The organism is Micromonospora sp. KLBMP9576 (genome assembly GCF_050941805.1).
GTDB lineage: Bacteria > Actinomycetota > Actinomycetes > Mycobacteriales > Micromonosporaceae > Micromonospora.
In genome coordinates this window covers 3,591,487-3,609,758 of the sequence record NZ_CP194567.1, presented here as the reverse complement: position 1 = coordinate 3,609,758, position 18,272 = coordinate 3,591,487, and the positions used below count along the sequence as shown (strand labels likewise).

18 protein-coding genes and 2 pseudogenes are annotated in these 18,272 nt (G+C 72.4%); 12 read left to right on the top strand and 8 right to left on the bottom strand.

The window, feature by feature from the left end; translation table 11 throughout:
* Positions 1-64: 64 nt before the first annotated feature.
* Positions 65-1,201: a carboxylate-amine ligase gene (locus ACQ452_RS16160; protein WP_433385094.1), complete on the top strand. Its 1,137-nt coding sequence runs from the start codon at positions 65-67 to the stop codon at positions 1,199-1,201.
* A gap of 41 nt (positions 1,202-1,242) precedes the next feature.
* On the opposite strand, the gene ACQ452_RS16155 is transcribed toward ACQ452_RS16160, so the two are convergent.
* Both ACQ452_RS16155 and ACQ452_RS16150 read right to left on the bottom strand, forming a co-directional pair.
* Entirely contained in the window at positions 1,243-3,027 is a 1,785-nt protein-coding gene (locus ACQ452_RS16155; RefSeq protein WP_433385091.1) for an N-acetylglutaminylglutamine amidotransferase, read from the bottom strand.
* Positions 3,028-3,394: 367 nt separating this feature from the next.
* On the bottom strand, positions 3,395-3,820 hold the full coding sequence (locus ACQ452_RS16150) for a MarR family winged helix-turn-helix transcriptional regulator (RefSeq protein ID WP_433385088.1): 426 nt from the start codon (positions 3,818-3,820) through the stop codon (positions 3,395-3,397).
* Between the two features lie 78 nt (positions 3,821-3,898).
* Here ACQ452_RS16150 and ACQ452_RS16145 point away from each other — a divergent pair.
* A pseudogene (locus ACQ452_RS16145) lies at positions 3,899-5,694 on the top strand (ABC transporter ATP-binding protein).
* 46 nt (positions 5,695-5,740) lie between these two features.
* Here ACQ452_RS16145 and ACQ452_RS16140 read toward each other — a convergent pair.
* Positions 5,741-6,637: a TetR family transcriptional regulator gene (locus tag ACQ452_RS16140; RefSeq protein ID WP_433385085.1), complete on the bottom strand. Its 897-nt coding sequence runs from the start codon at positions 6,635-6,637 to the stop codon at positions 5,741-5,743.
* Between the two features lie 106 nt (positions 6,638-6,743).
* Between ACQ452_RS16140 and ACQ452_RS16135 the strand changes: the two genes are divergently transcribed.
* Together ACQ452_RS16135 and ACQ452_RS16130 are read left to right on the top strand one after the other, a co-directional pair.
* Positions 6,744-7,685, top strand: coding sequence for an ABC transporter ATP-binding protein (locus ACQ452_RS16135; protein WP_433385082.1), 942 nt, complete (start codon positions 6,744-6,746; stop codon positions 7,683-7,685).
* Entirely contained in the window at positions 7,682-9,307 is a 1,626-nt protein-coding gene (locus ACQ452_RS16130; protein ID WP_433385079.1) for an ABC transporter permease, read from the top strand. Before ACQ452_RS16135 ends, ACQ452_RS16130 begins: the two co-directional genes overlap by 4 nt.
* Before the next feature lie 107 nt (positions 9,308-9,414).
* On the opposite strand, the gene ACQ452_RS16125 is transcribed toward ACQ452_RS16130, so the two are convergent.
* The 4 genes from ACQ452_RS16125 to ACQ452_RS16110 all read right to left on the bottom strand — a co-directional run bounded on the left by ACQ452_RS16125 (position 9,415) and on the right by ACQ452_RS16110 (position 12,042).
* On the bottom strand, positions 9,415-9,906 hold the full coding sequence (locus ACQ452_RS16125; protein ID WP_433385076.1) for a hypothetical protein: 492 nt from the start codon (positions 9,904-9,906) through the stop codon (positions 9,415-9,417).
* A 180-nt stretch (positions 9,907-10,086) separates the two neighbouring features.
* The gene (locus ACQ452_RS16120) at positions 10,087-11,100 is read right to left on the bottom strand and encodes an ADP-ribosylglycohydrolase family protein (RefSeq protein WP_433385073.1); all 1,014 of its coding nucleotides are present in this window, start codon (positions 11,098-11,100) and stop codon (positions 10,087-10,089) included.
* Between the two features lie 388 nt (positions 11,101-11,488).
* Positions 11,489-11,836, bottom strand: a complete 348-nt coding sequence (locus ACQ452_RS16115; protein WP_433385071.1) for a DUF6086 family protein — start codon at positions 11,834-11,836, stop codon at positions 11,489-11,491.
* On the bottom strand, positions 11,833-12,042 hold the full coding sequence (locus ACQ452_RS16110) for a hypothetical protein (protein WP_433385068.1): 210 nt from the start codon (positions 12,040-12,042) through the stop codon (positions 11,833-11,835). Before ACQ452_RS16110 ends, ACQ452_RS16115 begins: the two co-directional genes overlap by 4 nt.
* 35 nt (positions 12,043-12,077) lie before the next feature.
* Between ACQ452_RS16110 and ACQ452_RS16105 the strand changes: the two genes are divergently transcribed.
* From ACQ452_RS16105 to ACQ452_RS16070, 8 genes and pseudogenes are all read left to right on the top strand, one after another.
* The gene (locus ACQ452_RS16105) at positions 12,078-12,278 is read left to right on the top strand and encodes a hypothetical protein (RefSeq protein ID WP_433385066.1); all 201 of its coding nucleotides are present in this window, start codon (positions 12,078-12,080) and stop codon (positions 12,276-12,278) included.
* A gap of 254 nt (positions 12,279-12,532) precedes the next feature.
* Positions 12,533-13,086, top strand: a pseudogene (locus tag ACQ452_RS16100) (serine hydrolase); the annotation flags it as partial.
* A 330-nt stretch (positions 13,087-13,416) separates the two neighbouring features.
* Positions 13,417-14,319, top strand: a complete 903-nt coding sequence (locus tag ACQ452_RS16095) for a hypothetical protein (protein ID WP_433385064.1) — start codon at positions 13,417-13,419, stop codon at positions 14,317-14,319.
* Positions 14,320-14,351: 32 nt separating this feature from the next.
* Positions 14,352-14,756: a hypothetical protein gene (locus tag ACQ452_RS16090; RefSeq protein ID WP_433385062.1), complete on the top strand. Its 405-nt coding sequence runs from the start codon at positions 14,352-14,354 to the stop codon at positions 14,754-14,756.
* On the top strand, positions 14,753-15,397 hold the full coding sequence (locus ACQ452_RS16085) for a hypothetical protein (RefSeq protein WP_433385059.1): 645 nt from the start codon (positions 14,753-14,755) through the stop codon (positions 15,395-15,397). The genes ACQ452_RS16090 and ACQ452_RS16085 overlap by 4 nt, the downstream gene beginning before the upstream one ends.
* 85 nt (positions 15,398-15,482) lie before the next feature.
* Complete coding sequence (locus ACQ452_RS16080; RefSeq protein WP_433385057.1) at positions 15,483-15,995, top strand: hypothetical protein; 513 nt, start codon at positions 15,483-15,485, stop codon at positions 15,993-15,995.
* Positions 15,996-16,037: 42 nt separating this feature from the next.
* Positions 16,038-16,658, top strand: coding sequence for a thymidylate synthase (locus ACQ452_RS16075; protein WP_433385054.1), 621 nt, complete (start codon positions 16,038-16,040; stop codon positions 16,656-16,658).
* A complete protein-coding gene (locus ACQ452_RS16070) occupies positions 16,655-17,605 on the top strand; it encodes a hypothetical protein (RefSeq protein WP_433385051.1) in 951 nt (316 codons plus the stop codon). The genes ACQ452_RS16075 and ACQ452_RS16070 overlap by 4 nt, the downstream gene beginning before the upstream one ends.
* Before the next feature lie 26 nt (positions 17,606-17,631).
* Here the strand turns inward: ACQ452_RS16070 and ACQ452_RS16065 are convergent, their stop codons facing one another.
* Positions 17,632-17,964 (bottom strand): hypothetical protein, encoded by a 333-nt coding sequence (locus ACQ452_RS16065; protein WP_433385048.1) that lies wholly within the window; start codon positions 17,962-17,964, stop codon positions 17,632-17,634.
* Between the last annotated feature and the right edge of the window lie 308 nt (positions 17,965-18,272).

Below are 18,272 nucleotides of genomic sequence, written 5' to 3'. Positions count from 1 at the left end.
GAACCCGGGGCACCCCGGTAGCGCGGCGCCGACACGCCGCCCGACGAACGGACGCCGAGCGCCCATGACGTACCGCCCGGCAGTTGCCAGCGATCTAGAGCCGGCGGCCCCGCTGACGCTCGGGGTGGAGGAGGAGTACCTCCTGCTCGACGCACGCACGGGGGAGAGCCTGCCGGTCGCCGACCAGGTGCTCACCGCCCTGTCCGGCGCCGCTCGGGACCAGAGCCGGCAGGAGTTCCGGCACAGCATGGTGGAGATGGTCACGCCCGTCACCGTCGAGCTGGCCGAGCTGCGCGGGCACCTGGTGGCGCTGCGCCGCTCCGCCGGCGACGCCGCCGAGGCCGCCGGGGCGCGGCTCGTCGCCGTCGGCGCCACGCCCGTGCACGAGCGGCACCGGACGGTGCCGGACGAGCCCCGCTACCACGCGATGTCCCGGCGCTTCGGGCCGGTGGCGCACGATCCGGCCGTCTGCGGCTGCCACGTGCACGTCGGTGTCGCGGACCGCGAACTGGCCGTGCAGGTCTGCAACCACCTGCGTCCGTGGCTGCCGGTGATCCAGGCGATCACCGCCAACTCGCCGCTGCACGACGGGCGCGACACCGGGCACGCGAGTTGGCGTTCCATGCAGCTGGAACGCTGGCCCAGCATCGGGCCGACCCCGCACTTCGACTCGGCCGCCGACTACGACGCGACCGTGGCGGAGCTGATCGACGCGGGGGTCATGCTCGACGCGGCGATGGTCTACTGGTACGCGCGCCCGTCGGCCGCGTACCCCACGGTGGAGATCCGGGTGGGCGACGTCTGCCCGGGGGTGGACGACGCCGTGCTGGTCGCCGGCCTGGTCCGGGCGCTCGTCGCGACGCTGGCCGAGGAGGCCCGCGCGGGACGGCCCGCCCCGCGCATCCGGGACTGCCTGGTCTCCGCCGCGCACTGGCGTGCCGCCCACGACGGGCTGGAGGGCGACCTGATCGACCTGCGCGCCGGCGTCGCGCGCCCCGCCTGGGACCTCGTCGGGGACCTCGTCGAGGAGGTCGCGCCGGCCCTGACCCGGCACGGCGACCTCGACTACGTACGCGACCAACTGGCCCGGCTGCGCCGCGACGGCAACGGCGCCACCCGGCAACGCCGGGTCATGGCGCGTACGGACAACGACGTGCGCGCAGTCCTGGACCACCTGGCCGCCGAGACCCGCGCCGGCTGAGCCGCCCCCGCCCCGGTGCGGCGTGCGTCGGGCGGGGGCGCTCAGCGGATGTCGTGGGACTGCAGCCAGAGTTCCAGCAGGCCGAGCTGCCACAGCTTGTTGCTGCCGGCGGCGGCCTGCGCGCGGTCCGGTTCGGCGAGCAGTTCGTCGACATACCCGGGGCGGAACAGGCCGCGCTCGCGGGCGGCGGGCGCGGCGAGGGCGTCGGCGACGAGGTGCCGCAGCGGCCCGTCGACGTTGCGCAGCGCCGGCACCGGGAAGTAGCCCTTCGGTCGGTCGACGACCTCGGCGGGCAGCACCTGGCGGGCCACCTCCTTGAGCACGCCCTTACCGCCGTCGGCCACCTTGTGCTCGGGCGGGCAGGCCGCCGCCAGGGTGACCAGGTCCTGGTCCAGGAAAGGGGTGCGCACCTCCAGCCCCCACGCCATGCTCATGCTGTCGACACGTTTGACCGGGTCGTCGGGGAGCATCAGGTGGGTGTCCAGGCGCAGCACCGCGTCCAGCGCCGTCTGCGCGCCCGGCGCGGCCAGGTCCGCCGCGAGCAGTTCGCGACTGGCGTCGCGGTCGCAGGCGTACGCGGGGTGGACCACCCGGTTCAGCTCGGCGTGGTCCCGGTCGAAGAACGCGTCGGCGAAGGCCGCCGTCGCGCCGTCGCGGGGTGTCCGGGCGAGGGGCTGGTGGTAGCCGTAGCCGGCGAAGACCTCGTCGGCGCCCTGCCCGGACTGGGCCACCTTCACGTGCCGGGCCACCTGTTCGGAGAGCAGGTGGAAGGCGACCACGTCGTGGCTGCCCATCGGTTCGGTCATGGCGTGGACGGCACGGCGTACGGCCGGGACCAGGTCGTCGTCGGCGAGCCGGATGCGGTGGTGGTGGGTGCCGAAGGCGCCGGCAACCAGGTCGGAGTAGTGGAACTCGTCGCCGCTCTCGCCGCCCCGGCTGTCGAAGCCGATGCTGAACGTCTGCAGGTCGCGTTGCCCGGCCTCGGCGAGCAGCGCCACGATCATGCTGGAGTCCAGGCCGCCGGAGAGCAGCACGCCGACGGGCACGTCGGCGACGAGGCGCCGCCGCACGGCCGCGCGCAGCGCCTCGCCGACGGCGTCGCGCCAGTCCCCGGCGTCCATGCCGGCGTGGGCGGGGTCCCGGGCGTATTCGGGCCGCCAGTAGACGCGCTCGCGGCTGCGCCCGTCGGCCTCGATGACGCGCAGGGTGGCCGGGGGGAGCTTGCGCACCCCCCGCAGGACGGTCCGGGGCGCCGGCACGATGGAGTGCCAGGACAGGTAGTGGTGCAGCGCCACCGGGTCGATCGTGGTGTCCACGTCGCCGGCGCGCAGCAGCGCCGGCAGGGTGGAGGCGAACCGCAGCCGTCCGGGTGACTCCGCGAGGTAGAGCGGTTTGATGCCGAGCCGGTCGCGGGCCAGCACCAGTCGGCGTCGCCGCCGGTCCACCAGCACGATCGCGAACATGCCGACGAGGTGTTCGACGAAGGCCTCGCCCCACTGCGCGTACGCCACGAGGACGACCTCGGTGTCGCTGGTCGAGTGGAACGTGTGCCCGGCGTCGCGCAGTTCCTCGCGCAGTTGCGGGTAGTTGTAGACGCAGCCGTTGAAGATCAGAGCGAGTCCCAGGTCCTCGCGGGCCATCGGTTGGGCGCCGGCCTCGGTGAGGTCGATGACGGTGAGCCGGCGGTGCCCGAGGGTCACCCAGTCGTCGTGCCAGAGGCCATCGCCGTCGGGGCCGCGCGACCGCATGGCCTCGGTCATCCGGGTCACCGCCCCGGCGTCCGGCGTCGACCCGTCGAACCTCGCCTCTCCGCTGATACCGCACATGATCAGCCGTCACCGGACTCGCTGGGCACCGGATCCACGGTCACCACTCCTGTCGGCGTCGCAGGCGCCGGGCGGCCCGGTCGGGGGCGCCCGGTCCCGTCGGGTAGGACGGGCGGCTGGGCTACCCCGGTGCCGGGGCAGCAAACCCGGCCGCGGTCCGACGGCGGGCGGTGGCGGGGCGGGGAACGGCGCGCGGCGCTGCGGCGGGCGAGGAACGGGCGCGCGGCGCTGCGGCGGGCGGGGAACGGGCGTGCGGCGGCTGCGTTGGGCGGGGAACGGGCGTGCGGCGGCTGCGGTGGGCGGGAACGGCGCGCGGTGCTGCGGCGGGCGGGGAACCGGCGTGCGGCGGCCACGGTGGGCGGGGCGGTCAGTCGCGCAGCGTACCCAGGATGCGGGTGAGTTCGGCGCGGTCGGTGGGCGGGAGGGCGCCGAAGAGCTGCTCGGCGGCGGCCCGGCGGGCGGCGCGCAGGGCGGCGCCGGTGTGCGTACCCTCCTCGGTCGGCGCGACCAGGGTGGCGCGCCGGTCCGCCGGGTCGGGCCGGCGCCGCACGAGCCCGCGCCGCTCCAGGTCGTCCACGACCTCGGTGGCCGAGCGCGGGGCGATGCGCAGGTGCTCGGCGAGCGCGCTGAGCCGAAGTTCACCGTGGCGGATCAGGGTGCCGAGCGCCCGGGACTGCCCGGGCGTGACGTCCCAGGGGGCGAGCGCCTCGCGGGTGCGGTGCCGCAGCCGGCGGGTCACCGCCTGGAACGCCTCGGCGAGCCCGTCCTCGGGGCCGTCCGTGTCTGTCGTCACGGGAATACCGTAGCAGTGGAAGCTGTTGCTCCCTCATGTTGAGGTAACCTCAGCATATCCGACGTGAGGAAGTATCCCTTGGAACCCGTCCCCTCCGGCCGCGACCGCGGCCCCCGCAAGGTCAGCGCCGCCGAGAAGGCGCAGGCCCGCCAGGTGTCGCTGCGGCGCATCGGCCGGCTCTTCACCCGGCACCGCGGCGCACTCGGCACGGTGATCGCGATCATCGTGGTCTCCTCCGTGCTCGCCATGGCCTCGCCCTTCCTGCTGCGTGCCGTGATCGACCGTGCCCTGCCCGAGCGTGATCTGCCCCTGCTGGCCCGGCTGGTGGCCGGCATGGTCGCCGTCGCCGCCGTGACCTCCGTGCTCGGCGTGGCGCAGACCTGGATCTCCACCCGGGTCGGGCAGCAGGTCATGCACCGGCTGCGCACCGACGTCTTCACCCACCTGCAACGGCAGTCACTGGCGTTCTTCACCCGCACCCGCACCGGCGAGGTGCAGTCGCGGATCACCAACGACATCGGCGGCATGCAGAGCGTGGTCACCTCCACCGCCACCTCCGTCGCGGCCAACCTGACCACTGTGGTCGCCACCGCGGCGGCGATGGCCGCGCTCTCCTGGCGGCTCTCGCTGGTCTCCCTCGTCGTGCTGCCGCCGGCCCTCTGGCTCACCCGCCGGGTCGCCCACCTGCGCCGCGAGATCACCGCGCGCGGCGACAGCACGAACTCGCCGACCTCAACGTGACGGTCGAGGAAGGGCTCTCGGTCAGCGGCGTGCACCTGGCCAAGACCCTCGGCACCGGCCCCGCCCTGGCCGCGCGCTTCACCGACTCGTCGGCCCGCCTGGTCGATCTGGAGCTGCGCTCGGAACTCGCGGGACGTTGGCGGATGGCCACGATGAGCGTCGTGTTCGCCGCCATCCCGGCGGTCATCTACCTCAGCGCCGGCCTGCCCGCCGCCGCCGGCACCCTCAGCATCGGCACCCTGGTCGCGTTCACCGCGCTGCAGGGCGGGCTGTTCCGGCCGCTGATGGGCCTGCTCAACGTGGGCGTCTCGGTGACCGCGTCGCTGGCGCTGTTCGCCCGGATCTTCGAATACCTGGACCTGCCGGTCGAGGTGGACGACCCCGCCGAACCGGTCGACCTCGACCCCCGTCGCGTCCGCGGCCACCTGCGCCTGAGTGACGTCACCTTCAGCTACCCGGGCAGCGACACCGCCGCCGTCGCCGGGATCACCCTCGACGTGCCGGCCGGCACCTCGCTGGCCCTGGTCGGCGAGACCGGATCCGGCAAGAGCACCCTGGCCGCGCTGGTCAGCCGGCTACAGGACCCGACGAGCGGCCGGATCACCGTCGACGGCGTCGACCTGCGCGACCTGCGGCTGGCCGATCTGGCCGCGATCGTCGGCGTGGTCAGCCAGGAGACGTATCTGCTGCACACGACCGTGCGGGAGAACCTGCGCTACGCCCGCCCAAACGCCACCGACGCCCAGATCGAGGCCGCCGCCCGGTCCGCGCAGATCCACGACCTGATCGCCGGGCTGCCCGACGGGTACGAGACGGTCGTCGGCTCCCGGGGGCACCGCTTCTCCGGCGGCGAGAAGCAGCGTCTCGCTATCGCCCGCACGCTGCTGCGCGACCCGCGCATCCTGATCCTCGACGAGGCCACCAGCGCGCTGGACACCGAGACCGAACGCGCCGTGCAGCGGGCCTTCGACGAGGTGGCCCGGGGTCGCACCACCATCACCATCGCGCACCGGCTCTCCACGGTGCGCGACGCGGACCGGATCGCCGTGCTCGACCACGGCCGGATCGTCGAGTCCGGCAGCCACGACAGCCTGGTGGAGCGCGCCGGCCGCTACGCCACCCTGGCCGCCTGACGCTCCCCGGCCACCCGGTCTCAAAACCGTCGCAATATCCGTCTCATTATTCCGCGCCGGTCGGCTCCAGGTGGCGGTAGACGGTGGCCCGCGAGACGCCGAGCGCGGCGGCGATCTCGTCCGCCGAGTGGCCGCCCTCGGCGTGCATCCGCCGGGCCGCCTCGACCTGCTCCGGGCCCATCGCCCGGGGCCGCCCGGGGCGTCGCCGCCCCCGCCCGACCCCGGCCCCCGCGCCGCCGGCGTCCGCCGCCGGCGTCTCCACACTGCTGCTCACCGGCGTGTCCGTGCCGCCCGCCGTATGCGTGCCGCCCGCCGGGTCCGCGCCGCCTGCCGGGTCCGCGCCGCCTGCCGGGTCCGCGCCGCCCGCCGGGCCCGCGCCGCGGGCCGGGCCGGGGCCGACGGGGTCGCCGAGTAGCCGGCGCACGCCGTCGAGCATGTCGGCCCGCAGCACCTCGACCGGCACGTCGGTGAAGAAGACGACCGGGTCGCTGCACGCGGCGACCGCCTGCACCGCGCGGACCCGCTCCCGGCGCCCCGCGCCCGGCCCGGCGATCAGGTCGTTCGCGCGCATCGCGATCCGGATCAGCCGGTGGTAGGTGTCGCCCCGGCCGACGAGCGCGATGTCGTGGAAGAGCATGCCGAGCGGGCGACGGTGGCCCAGGATGATGTCCACCCAGCCCTCCAGCACCGTCCAGCGGGCCCGCTCGGCCGGCCCCTTCTCGGCCGCGTCGAGCAGCGCCTCGAAGTCGGCCACCAGCGGCTCGACCAGGGCCGCGAGCAGGTGCTCCTTGGCGGGGAAGTGGTAGAGGATGGCGGCCTTGGTCAGCCGCAGCCGCTCGGCGATCTGGCGCAGCGAGGTGCGCTGGTAGCCGTGCTCGCCGAACAGGTCCAGCGCGGCGCGCAGGATCCGGGTACGCGTGTCGTCGGGCACCTCGACGGTCATGCCGGCAAGCCTAGCCACGACTGACCGATGACCGGCGACACCGTTGATTCTACTGACCATCGGTCAGTAGAGTGTGGTCGTCGCGCCACCGACGGCAGGAGGGGTCATGCCCGTCATCTCGATCGAAGACCTGGTCAAGACGTTCGGCGGCGTCCGTGCGCTAGACGGGCTCCACCTGCGGGTCGAGGCGGGGGAGGTGCACGGCTTCCTCGGCCCCAACGGCTCCGGCAAGTCCACCACCCTGCGCGTCCTGCTCGGCCTGCTGCGCCGCGACGCGGGCGACGTGCGGGTGTTCGACGCCGACCCCTGGCGGGACGCGGTGGCCCTGCACCGCCGCCTGGCGTACGTGCCCGGCGACGTGAGCCTCTGGCCCAACCTCTCCGGCGGCGAGGCCATCGACCTGTTCGGCGAGCTGCGCGGTGGCCTGGACCGCCGTCGCCGCGACGACCTGCTGCAACGCTTCGACCTCGACCCGACCCGCAGGTGCCGCACCTACTCCAAGGGCAACCGGCAGAAGGTCGCCATCGTCGCCGCCTTCGCCTCCGACGTGGAGCTGTACGTGCTCGACGAGCCGACGTCCGGGCTCGACCCGCTGATGGAGGCCGTCTTCCAGGACGAGGTCCGCCAACTCACGCGCGACGGCGCCACCGTGCTGCTCTCCAGCCACGTGCTGGCCGAGGTCGAGGCGCTCTGCGACCGGGTCAGCATCATCCGCGAGGGCCGCACCGTCGAGTCCGGCACCCTCACCGAGCTGCGGCACCTCACGCGTACGGCGATCACCGTCGAGACCGCGCGACCGGCCACCGGACTGGCCGACCTGCCCGGCGTCCACGCCGTGCGCGAGGTCGACGGGCGCACCCACCTGGAGGTCGAGCCCGCCCACCTCGACGCGCTGCTCGGGCGCCTCGTCGGCTTCGGCGTCCGCGCGCTGACCAGCGCCCCGCCCACCCTGGAGGAACTCTTCCTGCGCCACTACGGCGACGCACGTCCCGCCGTCGCGACCAACGGCCACCGCCCGGGCGCCGACCGGCCGGCCGGTGCCCGGTGAGCGCGTTCACCGGCACCGGGCGGCTCGCCCGCCTCGTGCTACGCCGCGACCGGGTCCGGCTGGCGATCTGGGTGCTCGGCACGCCCCTGCTCGGCTACGCCCTCGCCGGCAGCGTCAAGGGGTTCTACCCGGACGAGGCGTCCCGGGCCGGCTACGCCAGCACGTCGGCCGCCAGCCTCGTCGCCCGCGCGTTCAACGGGCCGATCGCCGGCACCGACCTCGGCGCGGTGGTGGTCGCCGAGACGTACGTGACGCTGGCCCTGCTCGCTGCGCTGCTGAGCACCTTCGCGGTGGTCCGGCACACCCGGCAGAACGAGGAGAGCGGCCGGGCGGAACTGCTCGGCGCCTCCGTCGTCGGCCGGTACGCGCTGCTCACCGCCGCCCTGCTGGTCGTCGTCGGGGCGAACGTGGCCGCCACCGCCCTGCTCGCCGCCGCCCTCGCCGGGGCCGGCCTGCCCCTCGCCGGGTCCGTCGCGGCGGCCGCCGCCGTCGGCGGGGTCGGGGTGGCGTTCACCGGTGTCGCCGCCGGCACCGCCCAACTGTCGACCACCTCCCGGGGCGCCAACGCGCTCGCCGCCGCCACCGTCGGCGTCGCCTTCCTGCTCCGCGCGGCCGGCGACGTGCTGGGCGAGCAGACCGGCGACGGCCTGCGGGTGGTCAGCGCCTGGCCGTCCTGGCTCTCCCCGCTCGGCTGGGGCAACCAGGTCCGCGCCTTCGGCGGCGAACGCTGGTGGACCCTTGCGCTGCCCGTCGTGCTGCTGGTCGCCGGCGTGGCGGCGGCCTACGCCCTCGCCGAGCGGCGCGACATCGGCGCCGGGCTCGTCGCGCCCCGGCGCGGGCCGGCCACCGCCGCACCCGGGCTGCTCAGCCCCGCCGGCCTGGCCTGGCGGTCGCAGCGCGGCACGCTGCTCGGCTGGGCGGTCGGGGTGGCGGTGCTCGGCTTCTCGATGGGCATCGCCGGCGACGAGTTCAACGCCATGATCGAGGAGAACCCGGCCACCGCCGAGGCCATCACCGCGATGGGCGGTGGCGCGAAACTGGTCGACGCGTACCTGGCCGCGATGCTGGCGCTGTTCGCGCTCACCATCGGGGCGTACGTCGTGCAGGCGCTGGTGCGTACACGCACCGACGAGACCGACGGGGTGCTGGAGGCGGTGCTGGCCACGACGGTCAGCCGCACCCGGTGGCTGACCACCCAGGTGCTCGCCGCGACGCTCGGCGCCCTCGCCCTGGTGCTGCTGGGCGGGCTCACCACCGGCCTCGGCTACGGCCTGGTCGCCGGCGACCCCCTCGGGCAGGCCGTCGAACTGGGCGGGGCGGCGCTGACCCGGCTGCCGGCCCTGTTGGTGGTGGCCGGGGTGGTGACGGCGCTGATCGGGCTGCTGCCCCGCTGGTCGGTGGCGTCGTCCTGGGCGGTGCTGATCGTGTTCCTGCTGCTCGGGCAACTCGGCGCGGTGCTCGACCTGCCGCAGGCGGCGCTGAACCTGTCGCCGTACACGCACGTGCCGTCGGCGCCGGCGGTCGAACCCGCGCTGCTGCCGCTGGTCGCGCTGACGGCGGTCGCGGCGGCGCTGCTGGCGGCCGGGCTGGCCGGCTTCCGCCGCCGCGACGTACCGAGCTGACCGGGCGGCAGGGAAGGGCCCGCTGGTCAACGGACCCCGTGGTAGGAGAGCCCCTTCCGCCCACCTCACGGAACGCGACGAGTCGGTGCGGCCGGGTCAGCCGTCCCTCACGACCTGGCGAGCGGCTCCCGCGATCCGGTGTCGAGCCGCCCGGCCACCCGCGCGAGGGCGTCGCGCATCAGCACGCCGTAGTCGTCGTCCGGCAGTTCGGCGGCGAGGGGCGTCGCGACCGCCACATGCTGCCGGGCCCGGTCCACGTCACCGGCCCGGCGGTACGCGTCGGCGAGGTTGAGGTGCAGCGACGGCAGGAAGGCGCGCACCCGCAACGACGCGTGGTGCTCCTGGGCGCGCTCGTCGCTGAGGTCGGTGGCGGCGGCCAGCGCGCGGCGGTCCCACGTCAACTCGTCCGCGACGGCGTCCTGGAGGTCGGCCAGGTGGTGCGCGATGGTGCAGCGGTGCAGGGCGTCCCCCGCGTCGCCGACCCGGTCCCAGAGCGCGGTCAGGGCGTCGCGGGCGGCACCCCGGTCGCCGGCCCGCCCCAACTCCAGGGCGTGACCGATGTCGGCCATGACATCGTCGTCGTCGTTTCGGTCCATCATGCTCCCCGTGGTCGGGCCGGCTGCCCGGCCGTCGGTCCTCGCCGCACATCCTGCAAGCTCGACCCACTCGAGGGTCAAGCCCCGCGCGGGGCGCGCCATGCGGGTGACCGCGATGCGGGGCGGCGCAGCGACCGGTGGCGGCGCTTCGCTACCGAGGTCGAATGGCACCGTGCCCCGATGTCAGCCGGGGTAGCGGGTCCGCCAACAGGGGTCGGTCGGGGGGTAGTACTCGCCCCCCGAAGGGCTGTCCTGAAGCTCGGTGACCATGTCGCGGGCCAGCGTGTCGGCCGTCCAGGCCAACTCCAACCGGGACAGCCAGTCGACCGGAAGGGCATCCGGGCCGTGTGCCGTACCCAGCAGGGCACCGGCCACCGTCACGGCGTGGCCGCCGTCGCCGGCCGAGGCGGCGAACAGGAGGGCCTCGCGCACTGTCCGCCGTCCCGGGAAGCAGGCGACGGCGTAGACGCCGCCGGCCAGCGCGGAAACCGCCCGCTCATCGGGGGCGAGGCGGCTCAGTTCGCGCAGCGTGGCCGGGCCGGACCGGGCGGCCGCCAGGGCTGGCGCCAGTGATCGCTCCGACGCTTCGGACCAGTCCCCGGCGCCGAGCCGCACGCTCTCCAGCGCCTCGACGAGTGGCTGTCCCGCGGCCAGCAGACGAACCACCGCACCACCCAGCCCGGCAGCGGCCACCGCGTCGCCCGCGTGCGTGAGGGCGGCGATCTCGGCCGGCTCGCACGGGTAGAGGCTGACCGGCAGGCTTCGGGTCAGCGCGTGCGCCCCGGCGCTCGTACCGTTGGGGTCGTCGACCGTGCCGATCCGCCGTCGTCGCAGTGCCGCCACGGTCGCCGGCGCGGACCCGCGCCGCTGGGCCAGCGCCGGCACCTCTACCAGCCAGCCCAGCGGCGAACCGCTCTCGCCGCCGACCTGGAAGCCGGGGATGCCCTGGATCGTGGCCCAGCGGCGGTACGACTCCCACACCACGCTCGGCGGGTGGCAGATGCCCCGGTGCCGATGTCGGACGTGGGCGCGGATCAGGCCGTCGATGGTGAAGCAGGCGAGCTGGCCGGCGCTGGTCGCCGGCAGTGGCCCGGCCGCCGGCACCTCGCCGCCCGCCGCGCCGATGGCGTCACCGAGCATCAGCCCGAGCGCGCAGCCCCGAGCGGTCGCGAGCTGTTCCGCCGTCACCTTGGTCACGCCGTGCAGCATATTCAGCCCGGTGCCGGTGCCGGTGCCCCTGCGGTGGCCGGTGCTCGCGGGCGTGCGTGCACTGCCAGCCGCGCCGCGACCGCCTGAGCCGGACGTTCTCCTGGCCGGGCGGTTCATTTGTCGATTACCCGGAAGCCACCAGTCTCTTCGGCCGGGTCGCTGTCAGACGATCACACCGTCACGTCGGGGTGCACACTCGCAGATGCGCCATCGCGCATCACCTCCTTCGTTCGGCTTAGCCGTCTCGAAGGATCGTCTAACCTGGTGCGGCGCCGCCCCCTCGCAAAATCGCTCGACCGGGCCGACGAGGCTGGTGTGCCGCGGGAGGCGACGACCCGACGCCGTGACGAGGTCGGGCCGTCATGATACGGGGGACCTACAGCAGTGACTCCCGGAGTTCATCGAGGGCTGCCCGCTCCGCGTCGGTACTCGTCTCGACGGTGGCATCCATCTGGTTCAGTAGCTGGATCGAGACGGCCAGCACACTACCCACCAACAGTCGCAGATCCGGATGGTGACTGGCGGCGTACTGGGTCAGGCCCGCCCGCACAAACTCCGGGAAGACCACCGGGTCGATATCGAAGGTGTCCCCGAATACGTCAGTCAGACCGATCGGCACCTTCAGTACGTCAGCGACCACGTGCGCCATTCCGATGTAGAGGGCCCCGACAGTGTTCGCCGGGCTCCACACCAATTCTTTGCCGAGCATGAATGTGTAGGTCACGATGGCCACTCCAGCCGGATGTCAGCGCTCAACTCAACCCGCAGCTCCCGAATCCGTTGCTCAACTGGCCCGCGCAGCCACGAGGGCAGACCAGGATCGGTGAAGCACAGGCCGAGCGGTGCATTCTCATAGACCTTTATATGTCTCTGCGCCTCGATATACCTCCTGATTTTACGGTCGACCTGTTTTTCGACCCAGATGTCCACATCGTCGCACCGTGCGCAGCGTAAACCGTGCCCGCATGAACACCCCCGTGTTGATTGCGAAGCGCAACGTCGGCACCAGCCAACAGGCTCATGAGTCCCGAGTCAAGAGCAATCTGGCATTCGTCGAAGACAATTGCCGACCGGCCTGGTCGGTTCGCTGGTGTGGCGTTCACAACGCGCACGGGTTGAGCCAGCCCGGCGAGCAGCTGGTCCTGACCATGCGGTCGACGGGGTGACCTGACATCGGTCCCTTGTCGTCCGTAGGGGGCACATGAGGTGATGGAGTAGACAGTGGCGGATGCAGAACTTCACCTGCGCCGGCGCCCATCCGCACATTTGCTCGACAGATTCGCCTGGTGCCGGTAGTGCCGACGAAAGGAACACGAATCGTGCTTCTCGTGCTCCGCCGCGCCGGCCACCGCCGCGCTCGCACTCGCCGCCTGCTCGGCAACAGAAGCGCCGACCACTCCCGCGTCACCGACGGCACGCGGGGAAGGGCATGGCGCTGCGCGACCTGGGTGACGCGGCCGTGCGGTACAGCGACAACACCGCCGCCTACCTGCTGCTGAAGCGGCTCGGCGGCCCCGCGGGCTTCGAGCGGGCACTACGCGACCTCGGCGACCAGGTCACCGATCCCGAGCGGACCGAGACCGACCTCAACGAGGCGGCCCCCGGCGACCGGCGGGACACGAGCACTCCCCGGGCCCTCGCCACCGACCTGCGGCGCGTACGTCGTCGACGACGCGTTTTCCGCCGAGGACCGCGGTGCTGACCACGTGGCTCAAGGGGAACACGACCGGGGACGAGCTCATCCGGGCCGGCGTCCCGGCCGGCTGGCAGGTCGGCGACAAGACGGGCTCCGGCGGGTACGGCACCCGCAACGACATCGCTGTCGTCCAGCCGCCCGACGGCGCCCCCGTCGTGCTCGCGATCCTCTCCAGCGGAGCGGTTGGCGTCGCGACGACCGAGGTTGCCGGCAACGTGCCGTTCAGGCCGGGCGTGTCCGCGTATGTGGGGCGGCGCAATCGAATCGGTTGTTGTTAACCTGTGCGTCGACTCAGTCCTGCCGGGGTGGGAGGCTGGTCGATCCCACCGGCCGGTCGTCGCCATACGTAATTGTGTCGCGCGTGCTCCGGCGGCCGGCTGTCCGGGCCTCCGGTCCGGGGCCACGAGAGGCTTGACCGGTCGTCACGGGAGGTGGACGATCGGATGCATCGACTGATGTGACTGTAATGGTGTCCCAGCCACTTCCCGCCCCGGGGGCTCGAATGGTCAGCAGTGTGCCGGTGACCGAACCAGGTGAGAAACCGCTGTTGGCAAGGGCGTACCGGATCGTGAATGTCGGGGAGGCCGACTTCGCCTTCACCGATCTTCGTGAGACTGCTTTCGGTGGGGTGCAGACCCGGCATTTCCGTTTTTTTCACCCCCGTCAAGCGCACGCGGATGCGGCTGCCCACCTCGCTGCCGGAATTCGCTGAGCTGCGGCACGTGGCCAACCTCTCGGACAGCCCGGTGACGGTGGCCGCCGAACTTGGCGGGCACTGGACGGACCACAACCTCGCAGCCATCACCCACGTCGCCGCCTGCAACTTCCGGTGCGCCTACTGCTACGTGGACTACGCACACCTGGCAGGCCGGGACAGTTTCGTCGCCACGGCGGACGACGTGGTGGGCGACTTCGTCGCGCTTCGGCGTGCGCTCATCGGGGCCGGCGGCAACCTAAGCCTGCTGAGGTTGAGTGGCGGGGAGCCGTTGCTGGCTCCATCCCTCGTGATCGGGGTCTACCGCTCCCTGGCGGAGCGCGACCTGCTCGCCAGCGTGGTGCTGAAGGTCGAGTCGAACGTCTCCGCCCTCGTGTACGCGTGGCGGCGCGGTGCCGTACGTCTCACCGCCGCAGAGCGGAACTGGATGCCGCGCATCAAGTTGCACACGACGCTGCACCATCCGCCCGGCAGCGCGCAGTGGCCCGATATCCGGGCCGGTCTCGCCTTCGCGCTCGAACTCGGCCTGGATGTGTTTCCCGCCGTCGGCGCCAACGACTGGACCGGGGAGCAACTCGAAGTGTTGTTCGACGAGTTGGCCGCGATCAGTTCGGGGTTTCCCCGACGGCTCGCCGTACGGCCGTTTCAGCTTGACTATCCCGTACTCGCCGATCGCCGGAAACTGCCGCAGCCCGCAGAATCTGAAGCGCCCTCAGTGATCTGGGAAGGAATTCTCCGGCGTCGCCTGGGTGTGGACTATCTGGATCGGCCCCGACATCTGGTAACCCTCAGTTGAGGACACGATGAACCCGCACCTGGAGGACGCCGGTGATCGACTCCATCACCATCTGTAGCAGCTCGAGGTTCTACGGCACCGCCCAGCGGGCGGAGGCTGCCTTGCGTGCGCTGGGCATGACCGTGTACACCCCGCGCTACGACTACAACGAGCAGGAGGTCGCCGTCGACGAGTCGGACAAGGCGCGGCTCACGCACGAATTTCTCGCGAAGATCGCCCGCTCCGACGCGGTCTTCGTCGTGGCCGCGGGCGGCTACGCGGGGGTCAGCGTCTGTATCGAGGTCGGTTTCGCCGCCGGTCAGGAGAAGGTCGTCGTGTTCTCCGAGGCGCCGACCGAATTCGCGCTCCGCGCGTTGGTCGACGCGGTGGTCCCGGTCGACGAGATCGGCGAGAGGGTGCGTTCGGTGACCAGAGCGACGGCGAGCAGGCAGTCGTGATCGTCGCGGCGCCCGGTTCGTCGAGCCGGTTGTACGGCCCGCTCGTGGAACTCGTCGGCGGCCTCTTTCCGAGCCTCGCCACGGCGCATCCCAGAGCGCTGTCGCACCACTCGGGCCCGGACTCGCTCGTCTTCTGCCGGGGCTTCGACATCCCCGAGCTGGTGGCGTCGAAGGTCGTCGACATCGGCATCACCGGCTACGACGTCTGTGTCGAGTGGTGCATCGCCAACGGTCGGCGGCTCCACCTGCGCGCGTTGCCCCCGACCCGCACCTCGTTCGTCACCTACTGCACGCTCGGCGACCGGGATCCGTTACGCATCTACACCGAGTATCCGGCCATCACCCGGGCATGGCTCGCCAACCGGGCGGAGGAGCGAGCGATGCGGATCGTACGGCTGCACGGCTCGACCGAAGGGGTCATCCGGGCGGACACCCGCGGCGCCGGCGTGCTGCTCGTGACGTCGGGCGAAACCCTGCACGTCAACGGGTTGGACGTGGAGGTGCCGCTGCTCGCCACGGACGTGTGCGTGGTCACCCGCGAGCAGCCTCCGGACGACAACCAGCTCATCGACCTCGACGCGATGCCGGTGCTAGGCATGCCGAGCTTCTGCGCCGTGCCGCAGCGGCAGCCGGTGGCGTGAGGCGGTGCCGCCGGGGCCGTTCATGACACACGGTTGGGTCGACGTGGAGCGTCCGGGCCGACTGGGATCTCGTCGCGGAGCGACGGTGGCACGCTGGGACGAGCGGTTCGGCCCCGGCCGCTGGCGCCTCGCCTGGCGGGTCGGGCCGGCGGCACACCCCTGGCCGGCGGCCCTGGCGCTCTACGAGGACGCCTACCACCGGCGGCTCGCCGACGACCCGGCGCTGCTCGGCAACCTGCTGGCCACGGCCCGGGACGTCTACGACGTCAGCGTCGCCGACGTCCAGTCGGGACTCGACTACACCCACCAACGGTCGACGGCGCACCACCTCCAGGACGTCGCGGTACGGCGGGTGCTGGTACGCCTCGGTGTCTGGTTCGCCGGCGCGCAACTCGTCCGCCTGCGCGGCTCGTCGCTCGACGCACCGTCCCCGGGCGCCTGCCGCGACTCCGGCACGGTGCGTTTCCACCGGCCGGACCTGGTGGTCAGGCCCGTACTCACCGGGTGGTGGGACGCGGACAGCGTCGAGGAGTTCTACCAGTCGAACAAGTACCTGCAGACGTGGGCGGGCCCCTCCGGTCCGGCGAGGACGAGATGAGAGGCACGCGGATGACGCGGGAACCGTCAGGAGGTCGTACCGGTGGAGATTGAGGTGCCGACGGTCTGCACCGGCTGGCACGACGTGCTCGCGTTGTTCTCCCGTGACCTGCCGGCCCGGGTCGCGACGAGGCACGGCATCTGTTTCGACATACCCGGCCTCACCGTCTGGCTGCGGAACCCGGCCGACCTCACCCCGCCGAAGGGCTACCTATATCCGGAGCTCATCAAGGACTACCGGGACCGGATCTTCGGCGACCAACGGGAGTCTTCGCTGCTCTACCAGCGGTTGCGCCGCTGGCCCGGAGCGGACGGATCGGCGACCGACCAGTTCGAGCGGGCCGTGGGACTGCTCCGCCAGGACGAGCACAACCGGTCGGCCGTCTTCTCCACCTGGCGACCGGACGAGGACCTCGGGGGACGCTTCCCGGTCTCGCCCGTCGGCGGCGCGTTGCGGATCGTGGGCGACGACCTCGTGCTGTTCCTGACGGCCCGCAGCGTCGACGTGTGGGTCGGTCTCGTGCCGGAACTGCTGACCTTCGCGCAACTAGTGTCGGACGCCGCGCTCGCGCTGGGGCTCAGTGGCAGCAGGGTCTGCTACCACTCGTGGAGCAGTCACCTGTACGAGGTCGACTACCTGACCTATCTCACGGGGGCGCAGTGACTCGTTCGCTCACGTTGTTGGACAGCGGGTTGGTCGACCCGCACACCCTCGACAAGGTGCTCCAGTCGGTCGTGTTCTTCTCCGACCGCATCGTCCTGCGAGCCTCGTTCGAGGTCGCCGCCGCCTACCGCGAACGCGCGCCCGAGATCAACCGACGGGTCGACGAACTACACGAGGCCGGTCTGCTGCGGCTCTGGGGCCACGAGTACGAGGTCGACGACGCCGGCCGGGTGAGGTTCGGCAGGGGACCGCGGCAGGGGCGCCGAGCCGACCTGGTCATCGCGCAGGGACAGATGCGGGAGAGCCTGATCCGCATGGACGAGGTGATGCGCGCGATGCGGGAGGAGGCCTACCAGCGCGCCGAGGGCGGCCCCAGCACCCTACGACAGGGGCCGGCAGAGATCGTCAGCCTGCGCAACCACATGGCTTCGCTCGTCATCTCCTCCGAACTCCGGCAGGACGGCATGTTGTCCAACCCGGCGGTCAAGGCCCAACTCGCCAGAAGCATCGGACAGCCGCCGTCGGAACGTTTCGAGGCGACCGTCGTCCGGGACGTGCTGGGGCAGCTCGAGATCGGCTCACTGGCCCAGCTCGACGTCGACCAGATCATCGAGTCCCGGCGGTTCAACGCCGACTTCCGTACCCTGCTCGACGAGTCACTGCTGGCGGTGTCACGGGGCTATGACCCCGTCCTCACCCCCGAAGCGACGGCCCGTGAGCTGATCCGCCGCTACCGCGATACCGTCGCGGAGTTCGCGCGTCCTCGCGTCGCGGGCCAGGTCGCGCAGGAGGTGGTCTGGGACGTCCTGGGCGCCACCGTCCCCTCGACCATCGTCTTCAAGTACGGGCTGCGCGCACTTACCTGGCGAAAGGCCGTCCAGCGGGCCAAGCCGTTCCTGCTCCTGATGCATCTCGAACGGACGACCGCCCGCCAGCGACTCGGGTGAACTCACCGAGGATGCGACGGCGCAACCTAACTGTGAACACCCGTCGACTGCCGGTATTGCAGGAGGGCGTGTTCGATGTCCGCGAGTGTGCCCTGCGCGGACGGCGGCAGGAAATGGCGTAGCTGCCACGTCGCCACCGCCACGTGGTCGTCCGAGACGGTGCCGCCCGGCAGCCCGGTCACGGCGTACGACCAGACGAGGACGAGCGCCAGCGCGTAACCGGTGTCGGGATGGTCGTATCTGAGATCCAACCAGTGTCTCGAATCGGCGGGCAGTTCGAAGACGGACCCGTCGCGGCGGGCGCGGGCGAGCTGCTCGGCGAGCACCGCCACGGACTGCTCCGAGTTTTCCTCGGCCACTCTCCACCTGAGCCGCGCCATCGCGGAGAAGGACGCCACCGCGGTGACGACCGCCCGGCATTGGTCCCGGTCGAGGTGGCGCCTTGCCCGAAACAACCTCATGCCGGCTTGTTGTCGGGCAGGAGCGGCGCCAGCATGGACGAAGCCTCTCACGGGCTTTCGTCCTGGTTCAAACACCGCAGTTCGGCCTGTCGCGCCGCGGCGTCGCCTCCAGGTCGTCTCCTCTCCGGTTCGAGGACGCCGGCGTGTCGCACGAAGACCTCGCGGAGTTCAAGCCGGGGGAGAAGCCGCAGCGCGACAGGCCGATC